This window comes from Pelagimonas sp. (assembly GCF_058892305.1).
Genome location: NZ_JBZXVN010000038.1, coordinates 1 through 16,939, shown reverse-complemented (window position 1 = coordinate 16,939; position 16,939 = coordinate 1). Strand labels below are relative to the sequence as shown.

Sequence of the window (16,939 nt, the reverse complement as noted above, 5' to 3'; positions counted from 1 at the left end):
TGGAGGCGAGTACCGGAATCGAACCGGTGTACACGGATTTGCAATCCGCTGCGTAACCACTCCGCCAACTCGCCAGAGTGGAGGACTGATTAGGAGGTTGGGCGAATGGCGTCAAGCGCATACCTGTGAAAAAATGCCTAGGGAAACAAAAATTGGTCACGCTGACGCATATCGCAATATTGAACGACCTCGGTCATTGCCGACTGTGTGCAGATGTGGCAATACATAGGGCAAGTATCTGAACGAAAGAGTTTAGTGCATGACAGATTTTGCCACCCGCCGCCGCATGATGGTTGATACACAGGTTCGTCCCTCGGATGTGACCGAGTTCCCCATTATTGAATCCATGCTCACCGTGCCGCGTGAGATTTTTGTTCCCGGAGAGAAGGTCGAAGCGGCCTATGCCGGCGACCATGTCGAGCTTTGGCCCGGCCGGCATCTTTTGGATGCGCGGTTGTTTGCCAAAATGCTTGAATGTCTCGACCTTGGAAATGATGACCTTGTGCTCGATATCGGGGTTGGTCTGGGCTACTCCTCTGCGGTGATTGCGCGCATCGCAGAAGCGGTTGTGGCGGTTGAAGACGACGAAGACCAAGTCGCCGAAGCACAAGGTTTATTGACGGAAAACCATTCTGACAATGTGATCTTGCACGCCGGTCCCTTGGCCGAAGGTGCGGCTGAGCATGGCCCCTATGATGTTATCATCGTTGAAGGGGGTGTCGAAGCTTTGCCCGATGCGATTGTGGGGCAACTGAAGGAAGGTGGGCGCATTGCGTGCATTTTCGTTGAGAATGCCCTTGGAACCGTTAAAGTTGGACATAAATGGGATGGTAGCATCGCGTGGCGTCATGCATTCAACGGTATCGCCCCTGTGCTGCAAGGCTTTGAAAAAGAAACGGCGTTCGCTCTTTAGGATAAAGGGCTGAAACGGGGGCAGAATGACATTTAGTGTTCGACGGTTTTTTGTAGGGAGCGCTGCGGCGCTCGCTGTTTCGGTTGCGGGTGCGGCTCCTGTCTGGGCCGAAAGCTTGGCGGATGCGCTTATCGGGGCGTATAAACATAGCGGCCTGATCGAGCAAAACCGAGCCGTCTTGCGCGCCGCAGACGAGGATGTCGCGCAAGCAATTGCAGGTCTGAGACCGGTGGTGTCTTGGGCAAGTAGCATGTCGCGTGATTTTGCTTCGCAACGATCATTTAATAACCTTGCGAACGCCTATGTCGTCGGCGGCAATGCCACAAACCAAGTCAGCTTGAACCTTGTCGCGGAAATCACTCTCTATGCTGGCGGTGCGAATCGCTTAAAGATTTCAGCTGCCAAAGAGGCTGTGTTGGCCACACGAGCGGGGCTGGTTTCTGTTGAGCAACAGGTGCTGCTGCGTGCCGTCAACGCCTTCATGGAAGTGGAGCGTGCCAAGGAGATCGTGGCCCTGAGGATCAATGGTGTCCGTGTCTTCAAGCAAGAAGTACGCGCCGCACGCGATCGTTTTGAGGTTGGTGAAGTCACCAGAACGGATGTTGCACTCGCAGAAGCGAGCCTTGCACAGGGCGAATCCGCTTTGGCGTCGGCGCGTGGTCAATTGGTCGCCGCCGAGGAAGAGTATAGGGCCGCCGTCGGGCGCAAACCGGGCAACTTGGCGCGTCCAAAACGAGACCCGAAATTGCCAGCCTCGGTGGATTCGGCCAAAGCACAAGCCGTTCGTATCCATCCTGATATGATCACGGTTCAGCATCAGGTCGCGGCGAATGAAATTGCCATTCAAATCGCCGAAGCGTCAATGAAGCCGACTGTGTCCCTTGAGGGACGGTTGGGGGTAACCGAAGATTTTGATAATCCGAACTACACTCATGGTGGCTCAATCAGCTTGAATGCGGGTGGTGCTATTTATCAGGGCGGAAAGCTACGCTCGGTTGTGCGACAAGCGCGCGCCAATCGAGATGCGTCGCGAGGGAATCTCCACGTCGTACGGCACTCGGTTCAGCAAAATGTCGGCAATGCTTTTGTACAGCGCTCCGTTGCCAAGGCGAGCCGACAAGCCTTTGAATCTCAGGTGCGCGCCGCGACGGTTGCGTTCCGTGGTGTACGTGAAGAAGCCAAGCTTGGGGCACGGACAACTCTGGATGTTTTGGACGCCGAACAGAATTTGACGGACGCGCGCGCCAATCTCATTTCAGCCCAGGTTGATGAAACCATTGCAGCCTATGCAATCTTGGCCTCGATCGGGCTTTTGACGTCGGACACGCTCCAGCTGAACGTACCAAAATATGATCCGGCGGCGTATTACAATCTGGTCAAGGATGCTCCCTCAGCGGTAAGTAAACAGGGCCGTGATTTGGACCGTGTCTTGCGTGCTCTGGGAAAAGAGTAACTTTTTCAGCATCTGTTGTCTGAATCAGGTCGTGAGGCTACACTCTGGCCTGAGGCAAGAGTGGTACAAAGAATGACCGATCCTGTAACGAATGTTGAAATTGAGGATGTCCTTTCCTCTATTCGTCGGCTGGTGTCTGACGATGCGCGCGTGATCAAACCGCAGTCTGCAGCTGTAAAACAGCCTGATAGGTTGGTTTTAACGCCTGCATTGCGTGTGAGCGGCGAAGACGTGGACACGGGGCCAATCCTGTCCGAGGTCGAAACCATCAGCCCCGCTCCTGAGGTTGTTGAAGCCGTCGAATCACAAGAGGACGAGAGTGCTCCGATTCTGTTGACAGACCTTGCGCCCTTGGTCGAAGAGGCGACTCCCGATCCGGAAGGCGCGGAAAATACGGACGATTTTGCACAAAGTGACATTGATGATGTGTCTTTTGAGCACGCCGCCGATGTGATCGAGGCCGTTGAAACCAGCGTTCGGGATGAAACAGAAGACACGGATGTGCCTGAGCCAGGTGGCGAAGATGAGCTCATTTTCTCACAGGATGCCCGCCTTGAAGAGCCAGAAACTGCTGATCTAGAAAAGCGAGTTGAAGCTGAAACGGATGGCGTTGAGGATCTGACCTCCCATTTGTTGAGCCAACTGGTTGAGGATGAGGTAGAGAAGGCGCTGGATGAATTTGATGCCGCTGCCGATTTGGATACCGAGAGCCAAAACCGTGCCGACGTCGATGACCCGATAAATGATGATGGCGAAGACGGTGACGAACAGGATGAGGCCATAGAGACTCTGGTTCAAAACGATGACGTCGTTATCGCTCCGACGGAGGACGAGATTGGCGGCGAGCCGGTTGGAGAAGAAAGCCTAGAGAGTAAAATCGCGGCGCTGGAAGAATTGATCGGGAGAGGTCACGAAGAAGAGTGGGAGCCAGAGCAGTCAGACCCCGAAGCTCCGGTTTTTCAGCGATCTTCGGATGTCTTAGAGTGGCAGGATCATCTTCCAAATACCTCTGAGACAGCGGACGAGACAATTGTCGTTTCTGAAACTGCTGATCAACCTATAAGTGAAACGGCCGACACAGATGAAACGGAGGCCGTCGCCGGGGCCGGTGATGCGCTGACAATAGATGAAGATACACTGCGTGGATTGGTGTCGGAGATTGTACGCCAAGAATTGCAAGGTGCATTGGGTGAACGGATTACCCGTAACGTGCGCAAATTGGTGCGCCGTGAAATCCATCGTGTTCTGATGAGTCAGGATTTCGATTAACCATCGTGTTTTGCCAAGCCTTGCATGGTCTTCGCAAAATTATCCTACTTAAAAACAAAAAAACGCGCCCTAAAAGGGCGCGTTTTTTTTATCAGTCTGACTCGCAACTATGCGGCTTCAGCCTGTTGTGCCGCATTGCGACGTTCGCTCTCTTCACGCGATAGCGCAACAGAGGTGCGGACACCTTTGGACACAAAATCCATCAAACCAGAAACAACACGTTCGTTCGGATCAATACCTGCACAAGACAGCACTTCGCGACCATCGCGCGAGCGTGCCCAACGGGCGATTTGTTCCGGACCATTGCCGTATTTCTTGTCGTCAGCGATTGCGTCGTCTAGGGCAGCAAGCACCACAGCTGCGAACAGCTTGCGAGCACGGTTTCCCTGCTCTGCATTAAACGCGGTGCCGTCAACGAAATCTCTCATATCTCGACCTATAATTATTGCTCTTGTCTTTTTCGGCGTGAGGGCGGTTATGACCTATTCAAACCGATTCGGATACCCCGCAAATGCATAGCACCCATACCGTTAACGCATAGCTTAAACGTGTTGACTACGACATATCGTTGCCTTGCTTTGCGGTGACCTGCCAGATATAGGATGCGTCAAACTTCCTTCAACCTTTTGTCAAGGTTTTGTCACATGCCAAAGATCAACGGAAACGAGATCCGCCCCGGAAACGTGCTTGAGCACAACAACGCCCTTTGGGCAGCTGTTAAGGTCGACCATGTCAAACCCGGCAAGGGCGGTGCCTTTGCTCAGGTCGAGCTGCGCAACCTGCGCAACGGCTCTAAGCTGAACGAACGCTTCCGCAGCGCCGACAAGGTGGAAAAAGTCCGCCTTGAGCAAAAGGACATGCAGTTCCTTTACGAAGACGACGGTCAGCTGATCTTTATGGACACTGAAACCTACGATCAGGTTCAGATTGCAGCGGCTATTCTTGGCGAGCGTCGTCCGTTTCTACAGGACGGCATGACCATCGTTGTGGAGTTCCACGAGGAAGAAGCGCTAAGCGCGACCGTACCTCAGAAAGTCACCTGTGTGATCGAAGAGACCGAGCCGGTTGTCAAAGGCCAAACGGCGGCGAATAGCTTTAAGCCCGCGCTGTTGGACAACGGAGTGCGTGTCTCTGTGCCACCGTTTGTGGGGCAGGGCGAAGCGATTGTGGTCAACACCGAGACCATGGAATATTCCGAGCGCGCCTGACCTCGGGGCCCGCGCGCATATCCCCCGAATTGCCGGGGGTTTAGAATTGACTTAAAAGCCTCCGGCGCAAGCTTAGGAGGCTTTTTTGATGCTTGTTGTGAACCCACCCTTGCACGATGTGCTGCCCCTGTTTCGGGCGTTACACAATTTCCACGTGTGCCTGTCGCCGTTCAAATACCATGCCGAAGGCAGCGACGCCGACTACCTATCGCATCTGCAAACGCTCGCGGACCATGGAGCCATCACCTATGCGATTGATGCGGGCTGGGGCCTGGTCGCCTATCTTCTTGCACTACCAGAGGATGTCCAAACCGACGGCCTTAGGTGGGGTGGTCGACGGATGAAAATCGACCACCTCTACATTGCCCCTACCCATCGTGGCCAACGGTTAGGTCATCGTTTGGTTGACGCCATGGAAACGGATATGCGGGCGAAAGGGATCACCAATTGGGTGGTGACACAGGACGCCACAAACCAAGGTGCAAAACCGTTTTACCATGCGGTTGGGGCCGTCGATCAGTATTTGGTTTTGCGCAAAACCCTGTGATCGACGGGCCACAGAAACCGTAGTTTAGCCGCTGTAGGTTACCGTTGCGGTCTCTGCGCTCATATCACCGGTCGCGCGGTCAAATCGGAGATAGGCGATGGCCTGATTGCCCGATTGTGTAAACAAAGTGCCGGCGGTTTTGTCGCCGGCTTTGATCTCGGTCCCGACCGGGGCGCTTCCTGAAATACCGACCGTTGCCAAGCCTTTGCGCAACTCGGTCTTGTGCTTCATTCTGGCGGTCACCTCTTGCCCGACATAACACCCCTTTTTGTAGTCAACGCCGTTCAAACGCTCAAAACCCGCCTCAAGAATAAAAGTGTCGGGTGTAAGCTCAACTCCGGTTTGCGGAACACAAGCCGCGACGCGCAGGGCGTCCCAATCCACATCCTGATCCGGTTGCCCATGATAACCACGCCAACCCAAGGAGGCATGGCGCGGATCGGCAAAAGCCCCCTCTGGTGTTTCGCCAACGCCACGGGTCACGGTCATGTCAGTCTCTGCAATGCTCACATCCGAACGCAGTTTATACATGCCAAGCACCTGCGCGAGGGCGGCGGCCAGATCCTCCTGCACGTCAATCAGAACATCGTCGCCGACCGGCACCAAAAAGAAATCGGCGCGGTATTTACCCTGTGGCGTCAAAAGCGCTGTATAGACGATCCCATCTGCGAGACGGTCCACATCGTTTGTGACCAAGCCTTGCAAAAAATGCGTCACGTCACTGCCGCTCAGCCGCAGCACTTTGCGTGTCTCGTTGCTCATCACCGTTTCCTTCTGTTCGTGATTGCCATATAGGCCGAGAAACCCCAAACGAACAGGCCCCATGCGCGCTCCGATCTCTGTCATCATCCCAACTCTGAACGCAGCCGATGCCTTGCCGCTCTGTTTGGCGGCATTGGGCGAGGGGTTGCAGGCCGGGTTGATCCGCGAATTGGTGGTGTCGGATGGTGGGTCATCTGATGCAACGATCAAGATTGCCGAGGGCGCCGGAGGTGTGGTTGTCAAAGGACCGGCCTCGCGTGGGGGGCAGTTAAAGCGAGGCGCAGATGCCGCGCAAGGCGAGTGGTTGTTCTTCTTACATGCGGACACGGTCTTGTCCGAAGGCTGGAGCGGTCCGGTTTCACATGCGCTATCAAAACCCGGCGGGTATCACGCCCAATTGCGGTTTGATGCAACGGGGTTTGCCCCACGTTTTGTGGCGGCATGGGCCAATTTGCGGTCACGCCGCTTTGGGCTGCCCTATGGCGATCAGGGTCTGATGATTGATCGCGAAACCTATGACGGTGTCGGTGGATTTCGAGATATGCCGTTGATGGAAGACGTCGAAATGGCGCGGGCTTTGCGCGGTAAGCTTGCTGAGCTGCCGATCCAAGCGGTCACCTCTGCGAAAAAATACCAAAATCAAGGCTGGATCAAACGCGGTTCACGCAACTTGATGACCCTAGCACGGCATTTGTCAGGAACCGATTCCGAGACGCTTGCCCAAGCCTACCGGCGCTAGATTACGTTCGGTCGAATTGCAGGCGGCACAACTCGGCATAGGCTCCGCCTTTGCCCATCAATGCTTCGTGTGTGCCTTCTTCGACAACGCGCCCCTGATCCATCACCACAATCTTGTCGGCGTTACGCACGGTTGACAGGCGGTGGGCAATGACAAGCGTTGTCCGCCCGATTGCCAGCCTATCAAGCGCGGCTTGGACCTTGGCTTCGGACTGCACATCAAGCGCGCTGGTGGCCTCATCAAGCAACAAGATCGGCGTGTCGCGCAAGAGCGCGCGAGCAATGGCGACCCGCTGGCGTTGCCCACCCGATAGGTTCGAGCCACGCGGTCCAACGGCGGTGTCCAACCCGTCTTCGAGGCGGGGCAGGAAATCGGTGATAAAGGCCGCTTCAAGCGCTGCTTGAAGGTGTTCTTCACTCACCTCGCGATCAAGAACGATGTTTTCGCGGAGCGTTTCGTCGAACAACATGGCGTCTTGGCTGACGACCGAAATCATGCTGCGCAGGTCATGTGACGTCATCGTCGACGGGGCAATTCCGCCGATGAGAACCTCACCAGAGGCGGGATCGACCAAACGGGTCAACAGGTTGAACACGGTTGATTTACCGGCCCCAGAGGCCCCAACCAAAGCCGTTGTTTTCCCGGCCTCGGCGTCAAAGCTTAGACCGCGCAAGATTTTCGCATCGCCGTAATTGAGTGCCACGTCGTGCATGACAATGCCGGGGGTGCCCGTCGGGGCAGGGGTGGGGTGCGCCGAGTCCAAGAGGTTGGACGGCGTTTCAAGCATCGCCTTGACGCGTTCGATCCCGGCGGCGGCCATTTGCCAAGCCCCGCTCACGGCACCCAACCGGCGCAGGGGTTCAAACATCATGCCAATGGCGGTGAAAAAGGTCATGAACTCGCCGACCGTCTTTTCACCGGCAAGGATTTCGCTCCCGGCCATATAAAGAATGCCAAAAAAACCGAGCCCAGACATCACATCAATCAGAGTCGGCAAGGAGGCCTGACCCGCGGCGGCGCGCACTTCGGTTTTGACGCGTTGATGCTGAAGCTTGGTAAAGTTTTTGGACTGGTGTTTTTCAAGCTGGTTCAATTTGACCGGCAAAATACCATGAAAGACTTCGTTCAGGCGGGTGGATTGATCCGCTGCGATCTGACGAACACGGCGCGAATTTTTGCGCACAAAGCGCTGCAAAAACGCGGTTGGCCCGATCATCAACGGCACGCCAACTAGGGCGACAAGGGTCCAGACCCAATCGGTCCAAAAGGCCACAGCCAAGAGCGCAATAAATGTCACCGCATCGCGGCCCGCGCCCGTGACCAGCGTTTTCCAAACCTTGGCAATCGCGCCGACATCACCTTCGACGCGTTGGATAAGTTGGCCGGGGCCATGCAGGCTATGAAAATCCACGTCCAACGTCATTAAATGGGCAAGCATATCACTGCGGATATCGGCCATGGATTGTTGTGACGCCCAGGTCAAAATGACCTTATGCGCAAGGCTAACCAAGCCGCGTGCCACAAATATCCCAAGCACAGCCAAACCGACCCAAAGCAGCGCGTCTTGTTTGGCACCAAGGAAAACATCATCAAACAGCGGCTGCATCATGACGCTGAAACTGGCCGTAAGCCCGCCTTCGAGCATCATGAAAAACAAGGCAACGGCGAGAAACCACACATAGCGGCGCAGATAGCCGTGCCACAGCCATTTGAACAAAACCCAAGACGATGTGTGCTCGTCTTCGCTCATACCAAAAGCTCGGCGGCAATGTCGGCTTCGGTGCGCCGGGCGTCCCACGCGCGCTGAATGGGTTTGGCGTCATATTCGGTGCGGATCCAATCCTCGAACCCAATGGGGCCAATCTCTTGTCGGGCCTCAAAGATACGCAAGATGTAATCCTGAACGCCTGTCTTGGTGAAATCGAGGTGGATGTATTTTAGGCTCAGCTGCTTTTTGGCGTCTTCGATAGACGCGCCTTCAAAGATCAACACATACAACGCCGAAACAAAACCGGCGCGATCCGCACCCGATTTGCAGTGAAACATCATCGGGCGTTCAGCGGCGCGCAGGGCATCAATCACCGCAATGATACGGCGGCGCGGCGCGGCTTCGCGGGCCCATAGTTTGGCATTCACCAAAGTTAACCCAAGCTCATCACAGCTTTCTTTTTCAAAGAGATAGTACGAATACTTGTCTTCGCCACGTAGGTTGATCACGGTTTTGATCCCCATACCGGCATATGTCTTGAACCGGGCGTGGGTCGGTTGGTTCGAGCGCCAGACATTCGGTGCGATCTGGTAAAAGTTGGTCCAAAGGACCCGCAAAAACGCGTGATCAAACACATGATAATGAAGCCGGGACCACCGGCGCGCAGACGGATCGGTGATGTCTTTGCCAAAGGAACGGCGCAAGCGGCGTTCGGCATCGTCAAGTTTGGTCCAGAGTTTCGCCAGCATGCGATGTCCTTTTGGTTCAAGGGCGCGGTTTAAGGGGTCTGGCGGCGGCTGGCAAGCATGCGCGCTATTGACCATGCGGTTCGCCGCGATACTCTGGCGTCAAATCACCCCGGATCACTTAACCTGTAACTGGGGATTTTCAGGAGAATATCAAATGTCACTCGCCAATGGGCGCCTTCATATGGCCCTGCCGGGCCCCTCTGTTATGCCGGATGCTGTGTTGCAGGCCATGCAACGTCCTGCGCCTGATATTTATGCACCCGAGTTGAATGAGCTAACCCAAGGGTTGATCCGGGACTTGCGGTATGTGGCGCAAACAGACGGCCATGCGGCGATCTATATTGCCAATGGTCATGGGGCTTGGGAGGCGGCGCTGAGCAATTGCATCGCACCTGGCGAGACGGTTCTGGTGCCGACCACCGGGATTTTTGGCCATGGCTGGGCCGAAATGGCCCGCAGCATTGGGGCCGAGGTTGAGGTTTTGGAGCATGGCCGCACCACGCCGATTGATCCAGATCGGGTGCGCCAAGCCTTGTTGGCGGACGGCGGGCAAAAGATCAAAGCCGTTTTGGCGGTGCATACCGATACCTCAACCTCTGTGCGGAGCGACATTGCCGCCCTGCGCAAAGTTCTGGATGAGGTCGGGCATCCGGCCTTGTTGATGGCGGATTGTGTGGCGTCCTTGGGATGCGAAGAGATGCGCATGGATGCCTGGGGCGTCGATGTTTTGGTATCGGCTAGCCAAAAAGGCCTTATGGTGCCGCCCGGCCTTGGCTTTGTCTGGTTCAATGATCGCGCCGCGGCGGTTCGGGCCGCTATGCCACGTGTATCTGGCTATTGGGATTGGGTCCCACGGGTCGAGCCGGAGATTTTCTATCAGTATTTTGGGGGTACTGCGCCAACCCATCACCTTTGGGCCCTGCGTGTAGCTTTGGACATGATCCGCGCCGAAACCATCGAAGGCGTCTGGGCGCGGCATCGTTCCTTGGCGCGCGCGATTTGGGCCGCCGTTGATCATTGGGGGGCACCGATGGCGTTGAACGTCGCCAATCCGGCGCATCGGTCCTGTGCAGTCACTGCCGTTCGGATCAGCCCGCCAGACGGGGACCGCTTGCGCGCGTGGTGTAGCGCCAATGCGGGCGTAACCCTTGGGATCGGGCTCGGCATGGGCGATGAGAATGATCCAACCGCATCAGGTGTGTTTCGCTTTGGACATATGGGGCATCTGAACGCCACAATGGTTTTGGGCATGTTGGGCAGTGTCGAAGCCGGGCTACATGCTTTGGGCATTTCACACCAAACCGGCGGCGTCACGGCCGCCGCGCGTCAGATTGGCACCGAGGTTGGCTAACCCTTGTCGTCGTCGGGGCGGTCAACCCCGGCGGAACGGCGGCGTTGCGCAAACTCGTAACGTGTAATCAGATGGTTGCCGATGGCCCCGGCAATCATCACAGCGCCAATTCCAAATGTCGACCACACCACCAGTAAAAGCCAAAACAGGTTGACGAAAACCAGTGTCAGGTTGGCCGTTCGATAGGAAACGGGGGTTTGAGGATCTGAATCGTGCATTTGTCCGGCTCCTTTTGCAGCGGGGTGCAGATTGTCCGGCCCCGGAATGGAGACGGCCCAAGTGTAGCACAAAGCGGGGCAATTTGCCCTAGCTTCGTGCATAGCTGTCAATTTTCGGTAAATTCCCGCCGGTTTGGCGCGCCGCTTAGCCGGCGTTGCGCGCCGCGTCCAAGGCCACAGGCAATGCTGCTGCGAAGGCCTGCATATCCTGAGGGCGTCCCGCACTGATGCGGATACAGCGATCTTGTGGGGCCACAAATGGCATCCGTACAAACACACCTTGGGCAATCAATGAGGCCAACACCGCGCGCGCGAAATCCCCATCGCGTCCGCAATCCACCGCGACAAAGTTGGTGGCCGAGGGCAGCGCAGTCAAGCCGTTCTGTGCCGCAATCCGGCCAATTTCGGCCTTGCCCTCATCAACATTGGCCACGGTCTTGGCCAACCAATCCGCATCCTCCAGCGCGGCCAAAGCCCCGGCCTGTGCAGCCCGATTCATGCCGAAATGGTTGCGAATTTTGTCAAAGGCGCGGATCAATGCCGGGTCAGCGATGCCATAGCCCACACGGGCACCCGCCATGCCGTAACCCTTTGAAAAGGTGCGAAACCGAATGACCCGCGGGTCATCAAAGGCGATGTTGGCAGCGGTGCCCTTGGGGGCAAATTCGATATAGGCCTCGTCCAAAATCAGCACACACCCCTCGGGGATGCGATCAAGCGCCGCCTCGATTTCTGCACCCTCGACCCAAGTGCCCATCGGGTTATCGGGGTTGGCAAAATAAACCAGCTTGGCATCAACCTCGGCGGCCTTGTCCAAAAGCGCGGCGAGGTCTTCGTGATCGTCGCGATAGGGCAATTTGTGCAACACGCCACCAAAGCCCGCCACATGGTAATTGAACGTTGGATAAGCCCCATCCGAGGTCACAACGGCGTCGCCCTGTTCAATCAGCAACCGCGTCAGATAGCCAAGCAAGCCATCAATCCCTTCGCCAACGATGAGGTTTTCCGGCACACAGCCAATCTTTGCGGCCAATGCATTGCGCAGATCAAAGTTTGTTGGATCGGCGTATTTCCAGATGTCTGCCGCCCCGTTTTGCAGCGCGGCAATTGCCTTGGGCGAGGGGCCAAAGACGTTTTCATTGGCCCCCAAACGTGCGTCGAACTCTGCGCCACGGGCGCGTTCCTGCACTTCGGGGCCGACAAAAGGCACGGTTTCGGGCAAAGAGGCGATCAGCGAGGGGTAGCGAGGTCCAGTCATGGGCGCATATTGGACAATGCGCGGCCTGAGGCAAGAGGGTTATTTGAGGAACTTGCGCCGTGCGTCGCGGGCAATCTCATAACGCATCTGCAAATCTGCGAGTTTGGCCATCAGTTGCTTTTTGTCGGCGTCATCCGTGGCGGCCTGCCAATTCGCACGGGCATGATCCAGACGCGCCTTGAGCCCGATTTCTTCGGGAAGCGCTCCAGCTTCGGCCATGATCCGATAGCCAACGGCATCTGCGGCGTCAATCAACGCATCACCGGGGCGATTGGCAAGCGGCTTGCCTTCACCCGCGAGGCCAGAAAGCTTGCCTTCGGCCAGGGCTTTGCGTTCTTGCGCTTCGGTAAGACGACGAAATTTTGACATAGGGGAAAACTAGCACATATCCGCCTGAAATACGAGAGAAAGCCGCTGTTCGCTTGACGCATGACACAGGATTTGGTCTGGCGGTTCAGAGCACAGAGATGAGGCCGAAGATGCCCAGTGGAACATCGCAAGGACCAGCGCGACAGCCCGCGCCGTTTGCACCCTATGAATGGATGATCGCCTGGCGCTATCTGCGCGCCAAACGCGCCGAGGGCGGCGTGAGCGTGATGACGTGGATTAGCTTGATTGGCATCACTTTGGCGGTGTTTGCCCTGATCGCAACCTTGGCGGTGCGCTCTGGATTCCGGGCGGAGTTTGTTGACACGATCCTCGGGAGCAACGCCCATCTGACCGTCTATCATATGCAACGTGTCGATGAATTCGGCCGGACCACGCGCACCTTGCCGGACTACGCCAGCATGGCCGCAGCAGTGCGTCAGGTGCCCGGTGTCACCCGTGTTGCACCTTTGGTCAAGGGGCAGGTCATGGCAAATGTGCCGGGTTCAAACGCCGGGGTTGAGGTGTTTGGGATCAAGGCCGAAGACATCGCGCAAATCCCACGCGTGGCCAACCCAGAGACCGGGCGCGGTGATCTGGCCCGGTTTGGCGAGGGCGTGGCCATAGGCTCGGGGGTTGCTTTGACCTTGGGCGTCGGCGTCGGGGACACGATCAAACTGATCTCGCCAAACGGGGTGAAAACGGCCTTTGGCACTAGCCCGAGGGTCAAGGCCTATGAGGTGGTCTATATCTTCACCGCTGGGCGCTATGATATTGATAAGACGCGCGTCTATATGCCCTTTGCGGAGGCGCAGCTTTATTTCAATCGTGATGCAGTGGCCGATGAACTTGAGGTGATTGTGGCCGAGCCAGAGAAGGTCGAAAACCTGTCAAATGCGGTTGCTCAGGCGGCCGGGACCGGGACGCTTATCTGGACATGGCAGGACGCGTCCGGTGGGTTTCTGGATGCGCTTGAGATCGAGGACAACGTGATGTTTGTCATTCTCTCGGTGCTGGTGTTGATTGCGACGATGAATATCGTGTCGGGTCTGATTATGCTGGTCAAAAACAAGGGGCGTGACATCGGGATTTTACGCACCATGGGGCTTACCGAAGGGGCGGTGATGCGCGTGTTTTTTATCTGCGGGTCGTTCACTGGGATTATTGGCACGGCGCTTGGGGTGATTTTGGGCTGTTTGTTTGCGCTCTATATCGACCCGATTTTCGCCTTTGTGAATTACCTGGCGGGCGGCGGTGTTTGGGATCCCTCAATCCGAGGTATATACGCTTTGCCGGCGAAATTGCAGTTAAGTGATGTACTTTCTGCGGTGTCTTTGTCGCTCGGCTTGTCCTTCGTCGTGACGATTTTCCCAGCGCGCCGAGCCGCGCGGATGAACCCGGTGGAGGCCTTGCGCTATGAGTGAGGTTCGCGCAAAAAACGCGTGCACGCGTTTTGCAAATTCCGTGCACGGAATTTGGATGCGCCCGTTGCGCGGGGAGGGGCCAAATGTCTGAAACTGTTTTGCAATTGACGGGTATCGAGAAGGTTTACAACCGCGGTGCTCCCAACGAAGTACATGTGTTGCGCGGTGCGGATTTGACGGTAAAACGCGGGGAAGTTGTGGCTCTCGTTGCGCCTTCTGGGGCCGGGAAATCGACATTGCTGCATATCGCCGGATTGCTTGATACCCCAGATGCCGGGACCGTGGATATCGCCGGTCAGGCGATGCAAGGGCGGTCGGATCGGAAACGGACGGCGATGCGCCGCTCTGAGGTGGGGTTTGTTTACCAATTCCACCATCTGCTTCCCGAGTTCACAGCGTTGGAAAACATTGCGCTCCCACAGTTGGCAAATGGTGTCGGGCGCGGGGCTGCTGATGCGCGCGCGCTTGAGCTTCTGGACAGTGTGGGCATTCAGGACCGCGCCAGCCATCGCCCCGGCGCATTGTCGGGGGGGGAACAACAGCGCGTCGCCTTTTGCCGGGCCATGGCGAACACGCCGAAATTGCTTTTGGCGGATGAGCCGACCGGCAACCTTGATCCTGAAACTTCGGACCGGGTATTCGGGGCTTTGATGCGCCTTGTGCGGGAGACTGGCCTATCGGCTTTGGTGGCGACCCATAACCTTGAACTGGCCGACCAAATGGATCGCCGCATCCGTTTGGATGGCGGATATTTGCGTCAGGATTGAGACGGCGCGTTCAGGCGCGCTGGGTGATCCAGACGCCGAGAACCATAACCGAAATCCCAGCGGCGCGGGTTAGGTTAAGGGCCGTGACCTGAGCTCCAAAGAGGCCGAAATGGTCGATGGCTGCCGCGCTTATGAGCTGACCAAGAAGGACAAAAAATACTGCGTTTCCAATACCAAAGTGCGGCGCAACAAAAGTGATGGACAGGACGTAAAAGGCGATCAATACGCCACCAAGAAAGAGATGTTTCGGAGCTTCAGTCGCCGCAGCTAACGACGGCCTCCCAGCCAGAATCCAGACCAAAGCCGTGGACAACATCGCCACGCAAAACAGGATCATCGCCGCGGAAACTGGAGAGCCCAACCGGGTGCCAAGGGCGGCGTTGAGGGCGGCAAGAACCGGGATGCCAATCCCAGCAGCGAGCATTAACAAAGCATAGTGTGGCATGGGCTACTTTCTTAACATGTTTTCTAATAAACCAACACGTTGCGGCCCCAAAGTCGAGAAAATAGTGACGTGTGAGGATGCTTGTGCCTGATGCAAGTCATGTTGTTGCCAGCCGAAACACCGTAAGATAACGGGCAATAAGAAACGCGAGGGAGCAACAAGATGTTCAAGACGGGATTGACCGTGGTCACAGTGATGGCGTCGGGGCTTGCTGGATGTGCCGGTTCAGGCGATGACCCAATCGACAAAGGCCAAACGATTTACGAGAGTTTTTGTGTCAGCTGCCACGGTCCAAGTGGTCAGGGCAACGGCCCGATTGCCGATCAATTACCCTCACCGCCAGCGGATTTGAGGATGCTAAGAGCCTCGAATGATGGTGTTTTTCCAGCAGAACGTGTGATGACCCAAGTCTATGGCTATCCCGGACGCTACCATCAGGGGATGATGCCGGAATTCGGCCCGGTTCTAAATGGACCCATGGTCGAATGGACATCGCCACAGGGGGAAACAGTGTTGACACCGCAGCCCTTATTGGAGCTTGTTACCTATCTGAAAACACTGCAGGAGTGAGAGATATGCTGAGGACTTTCAGTGGCTTGATCGGGTGTCTGGCCCTGGTGGCTTGTGTTGAAGCGGAAATGCCGCAAGCCTCTGATGGCAAAGCCCTTTTCATGGAAAACTGTGCCGCGTGTCACGGGGCGAATGGCAAAGGCAAGGGGCCAATGGCGGGCGACATGACACCGGCCCCCAAAGATCTCACAGGTATTCAAGCACGAAACGGAGGAAAATTCCCTGAATCCAAAGTGTTATCGAGCATTGATGGCTATGCGCGATCCGATCCTGCAGGGCCGGGAATGCCGGAGTTTGGCGGACTTTTGGAAGGGGATTTGATCCCCTATGACAGCGGCGATGGGATCGAGACCCCAACGCCACGTAAGTTGTTGGCATTGCTGTCTTATATTGAAAGCATCCAAGCGGAACGCTAGTTCGCAAGTCGCCACCCTTCACAGGATTGGCGGCAATGGGTAAAGGCGGCGCGCGCGGGGTAATGGACCGCGCGCCGTTTGCGCAACAAGGCAATCGGTACAAAAACCGTCGATTTTCGGGGGGATTGCTGCCCGGATCTGGGGCCCCAGATGACGGCTCAGATCACGACTTTGATGGCAATCCGTCCGATTCCACCCGCTTTTGGGGGAGATTGCCAATGCGGTGGACGGATTGGCGGCGCGCCCCCCCATGGCAATTGGTTAACTGCCGTTAAGGGCGGTTAATGCGTGGGCCGTAGCGGGCAAAGTCCGCTTTGTTACCAGCATCGTCTTTAGTTTTGATTAGGAGTGATCCGGTATCATTTTGCCTCGGAGTGCGCCCGCCCGCTTGCCACCGGTCGACGTTCTTTTGTGCAAAGGAAATCGTGATTGAAACGCCTAACGGAACATGACTTTTCTGCCATCCTTGATGCCGTAGACATGTCCGTTATCGTTTTGGAGGTCGGTGACGACAAGGTGCCGCGCTATATCGCGATGAACGAACAGTCTCGGGGCGTCACCAAGCTTTTCAAAGAGGAATGGCATGGCAAGACTGCCTTGGAAATCTTTGGCGGATCCACAGGCGAACGGGCTTTGGCGCTTCATATGGGGGTGGTACAATCGGAGCAGGCGGCCACCTACGAAATTGATTTGCCCGCTATCCAAAAGACCCGACATATTCGCACCTCGATGAAACCGGTGTTCAACAGGGCGGGAAAACTGACGCATCTTGTTGG

At 56.3% G+C, this 16,939-nt stretch carries 19 protein-coding genes, 1 tRNA gene and 1 pseudogene; 12 read left to right on the top strand and 9 right to left on the bottom strand.

Translation table 11 applies throughout. The annotated features are described in order from the left end of the window. A tRNA-Cys gene (locus AC5EFR_RS15965) sits at positions 1 to 74 on the bottom strand. Between the two features lie 185 nt (positions 75 to 259). Here AC5EFR_RS15965 and AC5EFR_RS15960 point away from each other — a divergent pair. The 3 genes from AC5EFR_RS15960 to AC5EFR_RS15950 all read left to right on the top strand — a co-directional run bounded on the left by AC5EFR_RS15960 (position 260) and on the right by AC5EFR_RS15950 (position 3,635). Further along, positions 260 to 913 carry a protein-L-isoaspartate O-methyltransferase family protein gene (locus AC5EFR_RS15960; protein ID WP_493576778.1) on the top strand — a complete coding sequence of 218 codons (654 nt, stop codon included), beginning with the start codon at positions 260 to 262 and terminating at the stop codon, positions 911 to 913. Between the two features lie 25 nt (positions 914 to 938). Then, complete coding sequence (locus tag AC5EFR_RS15955; RefSeq protein ID WP_493576777.1) at positions 939 to 2,366, top strand: TolC family outer membrane protein; 1,428 nt, start codon at positions 939 to 941, stop codon at positions 2,364 to 2,366. A gap of 72 nt (positions 2,367 to 2,438) precedes the next feature. Beyond that, positions 2,439 to 3,635, top strand: coding sequence for a hypothetical protein (locus AC5EFR_RS15950; RefSeq protein ID WP_493576776.1), 1,197 nt, complete (start codon positions 2,439 to 2,441; stop codon positions 3,633 to 3,635). 107 nt (positions 3,636 to 3,742) lie between these two features. Here AC5EFR_RS15950 and AC5EFR_RS15945 read toward each other — a convergent pair whose 3' ends face one another. After that, complete coding sequence (locus AC5EFR_RS15945) at positions 3,743 to 4,063, bottom strand: DUF6280 family protein (protein WP_299924242.1); 321 nt, start codon at positions 4,061 to 4,063, stop codon at positions 3,743 to 3,745. Between the two features lie 216 nt (positions 4,064 to 4,279). Here AC5EFR_RS15945 and efp point away from each other — a divergent pair, with 216 nt between their 5' ends. Then, positions 4,280 to 4,843: an elongation factor P gene (gene efp / locus AC5EFR_RS15940; protein ID WP_299924245.1), complete on the top strand. Its 564-nt coding sequence runs from the start codon at positions 4,280 to 4,282 to the stop codon at positions 4,841 to 4,843. An 88-nt stretch (positions 4,844 to 4,931) separates the two neighbouring features. After that, positions 4,932 to 5,390, top strand: coding sequence for a GNAT family N-acetyltransferase (locus AC5EFR_RS15935; protein ID WP_493576775.1), 459 nt, complete (start codon positions 4,932 to 4,934; stop codon positions 5,388 to 5,390). Positions 5,391 to 5,414: 24 nt separating this feature from the next. Here AC5EFR_RS15935 and ygfZ read toward each other — a convergent pair whose 3' ends face one another. Further along, positions 5,415 to 6,152 (bottom strand): CAF17-like 4Fe-4S cluster assembly/insertion protein YgfZ, encoded by a 738-nt coding sequence (gene ygfZ / locus AC5EFR_RS15930; protein ID WP_493576774.1) that lies wholly within the window; start codon positions 6,150 to 6,152, stop codon positions 5,415 to 5,417. A gap of 61 nt (positions 6,153 to 6,213) precedes the next feature. Here ygfZ and AC5EFR_RS15925 point away from each other — a divergent pair, with 61 nt between their 5' ends. After that, positions 6,214 to 6,891, top strand: coding sequence for a TIGR04283 family arsenosugar biosynthesis glycosyltransferase (locus AC5EFR_RS15925; RefSeq protein WP_493576773.1), 678 nt, complete (start codon positions 6,214 to 6,216; stop codon positions 6,889 to 6,891). Position 6,892: 1 nt separating this feature from the next. Here AC5EFR_RS15925 and AC5EFR_RS15920 read toward each other — a convergent pair whose 3' ends face one another. Beyond that, on the bottom strand, positions 6,893 to 8,641 hold the full coding sequence (locus tag AC5EFR_RS15920) for an ABC transporter ATP-binding protein (RefSeq protein WP_493576772.1): 1,749 nt from the start codon (positions 8,639 to 8,641) through the stop codon (positions 6,893 to 6,895). Next, on the bottom strand, positions 8,638 to 9,348 hold the full coding sequence (locus AC5EFR_RS15915) for a fused DSP-PTPase phosphatase/NAD kinase-like protein (protein WP_493576771.1): 711 nt from the start codon (positions 9,346 to 9,348) through the stop codon (positions 8,638 to 8,640). The genes AC5EFR_RS15920 and AC5EFR_RS15915 overlap by 4 nt, the downstream gene beginning before the upstream one ends. 154 nt (positions 9,349 to 9,502) lie before the next feature. On the opposite strand from AC5EFR_RS15915, the gene AC5EFR_RS15910 reads away from it, so the two are divergent. Next, entirely contained in the window at positions 9,503 to 10,699 is a 1,197-nt protein-coding gene (locus AC5EFR_RS15910) for a pyridoxal-phosphate-dependent aminotransferase family protein (RefSeq protein WP_493576770.1), read from the top strand. Here AC5EFR_RS15910 and AC5EFR_RS15905 read toward each other — a convergent pair. The 3 genes from AC5EFR_RS15905 to AC5EFR_RS15895 all read right to left on the bottom strand — a co-directional run bounded on the left by AC5EFR_RS15905 (position 10,696) and on the right by AC5EFR_RS15895 (position 12,544). Further along, complete coding sequence (locus AC5EFR_RS15905) at positions 10,696 to 10,917, bottom strand: histidinol phosphate aminotransferase (RefSeq protein ID WP_493576769.1); 222 nt, start codon at positions 10,915 to 10,917, stop codon at positions 10,696 to 10,698. The genes AC5EFR_RS15910 and AC5EFR_RS15905 overlap by 4 nt on opposite strands. Positions 10,918 to 11,062: 145 nt before the next feature. Continuing rightward, positions 11,063 to 12,175: a pyridoxal phosphate-dependent aminotransferase gene (locus AC5EFR_RS15900; RefSeq protein ID WP_493576768.1), complete on the bottom strand. Its 1,113-nt coding sequence runs from the start codon at positions 12,173 to 12,175 to the stop codon at positions 11,063 to 11,065. 39 nt (positions 12,176 to 12,214) lie between these two features. After that, positions 12,215 to 12,544: a DnaJ family domain-containing protein gene (locus AC5EFR_RS15895; protein ID WP_493576767.1), complete on the bottom strand. Its 330-nt coding sequence runs from the start codon at positions 12,542 to 12,544 to the stop codon at positions 12,215 to 12,217. A gap of 173 nt (positions 12,545 to 12,717) precedes the next feature. On the opposite strand from AC5EFR_RS15895, the gene AC5EFR_RS15890 reads away from it, so the two are divergent. Together AC5EFR_RS15890 and AC5EFR_RS15885 are read left to right on the top strand one after the other, a co-directional pair. Further along, positions 12,718 to 13,965, top strand: coding sequence for a lipoprotein-releasing ABC transporter permease subunit (locus AC5EFR_RS15890; protein WP_493576779.1), 1,248 nt, complete (start codon positions 12,718 to 12,720; stop codon positions 13,963 to 13,965). Between the two features lie 83 nt (positions 13,966 to 14,048). Continuing rightward, a complete protein-coding gene (locus AC5EFR_RS15885; protein WP_493576766.1) occupies positions 14,049 to 14,732 on the top strand; it encodes an ABC transporter ATP-binding protein in 684 nt (227 codons plus the stop codon). A gap of 10 nt (positions 14,733 to 14,742) precedes the next feature. Here AC5EFR_RS15885 and AC5EFR_RS15880 read toward each other — a convergent pair whose 3' ends face one another. Continuing rightward, positions 14,743 to 15,177: a DMT family transporter gene (locus tag AC5EFR_RS15880; RefSeq protein WP_493576765.1), complete on the bottom strand. Its 435-nt coding sequence runs from the start codon at positions 15,175 to 15,177 to the stop codon at positions 14,743 to 14,745. A gap of 162 nt (positions 15,178 to 15,339) precedes the next feature. On the opposite strand from AC5EFR_RS15880, the gene AC5EFR_RS15875 reads away from it, so the two are divergent. The 3 genes and pseudogenes from AC5EFR_RS15875 to AC5EFR_RS15865 all read left to right on the top strand — a co-directional run. Continuing rightward, positions 15,340 to 15,747, top strand: coding sequence for a c-type cytochrome (locus AC5EFR_RS15875; protein WP_493576764.1), 408 nt, complete (start codon positions 15,340 to 15,342; stop codon positions 15,745 to 15,747). Positions 15,748 to 15,752: 5 nt separating this feature from the next. Beyond that, positions 15,753 to 16,163: a c-type cytochrome gene (locus AC5EFR_RS15870; protein ID WP_493576763.1), complete on the top strand. Its 411-nt coding sequence runs from the start codon at positions 15,753 to 15,755 to the stop codon at positions 16,161 to 16,163. 429 nt (positions 16,164 to 16,592) lie between these two features. Continuing rightward, a pseudogene (locus tag AC5EFR_RS15865) lies at positions 16,593 to 16,939 on the top strand (hybrid sensor histidine kinase/response regulator); the annotation flags it as partial.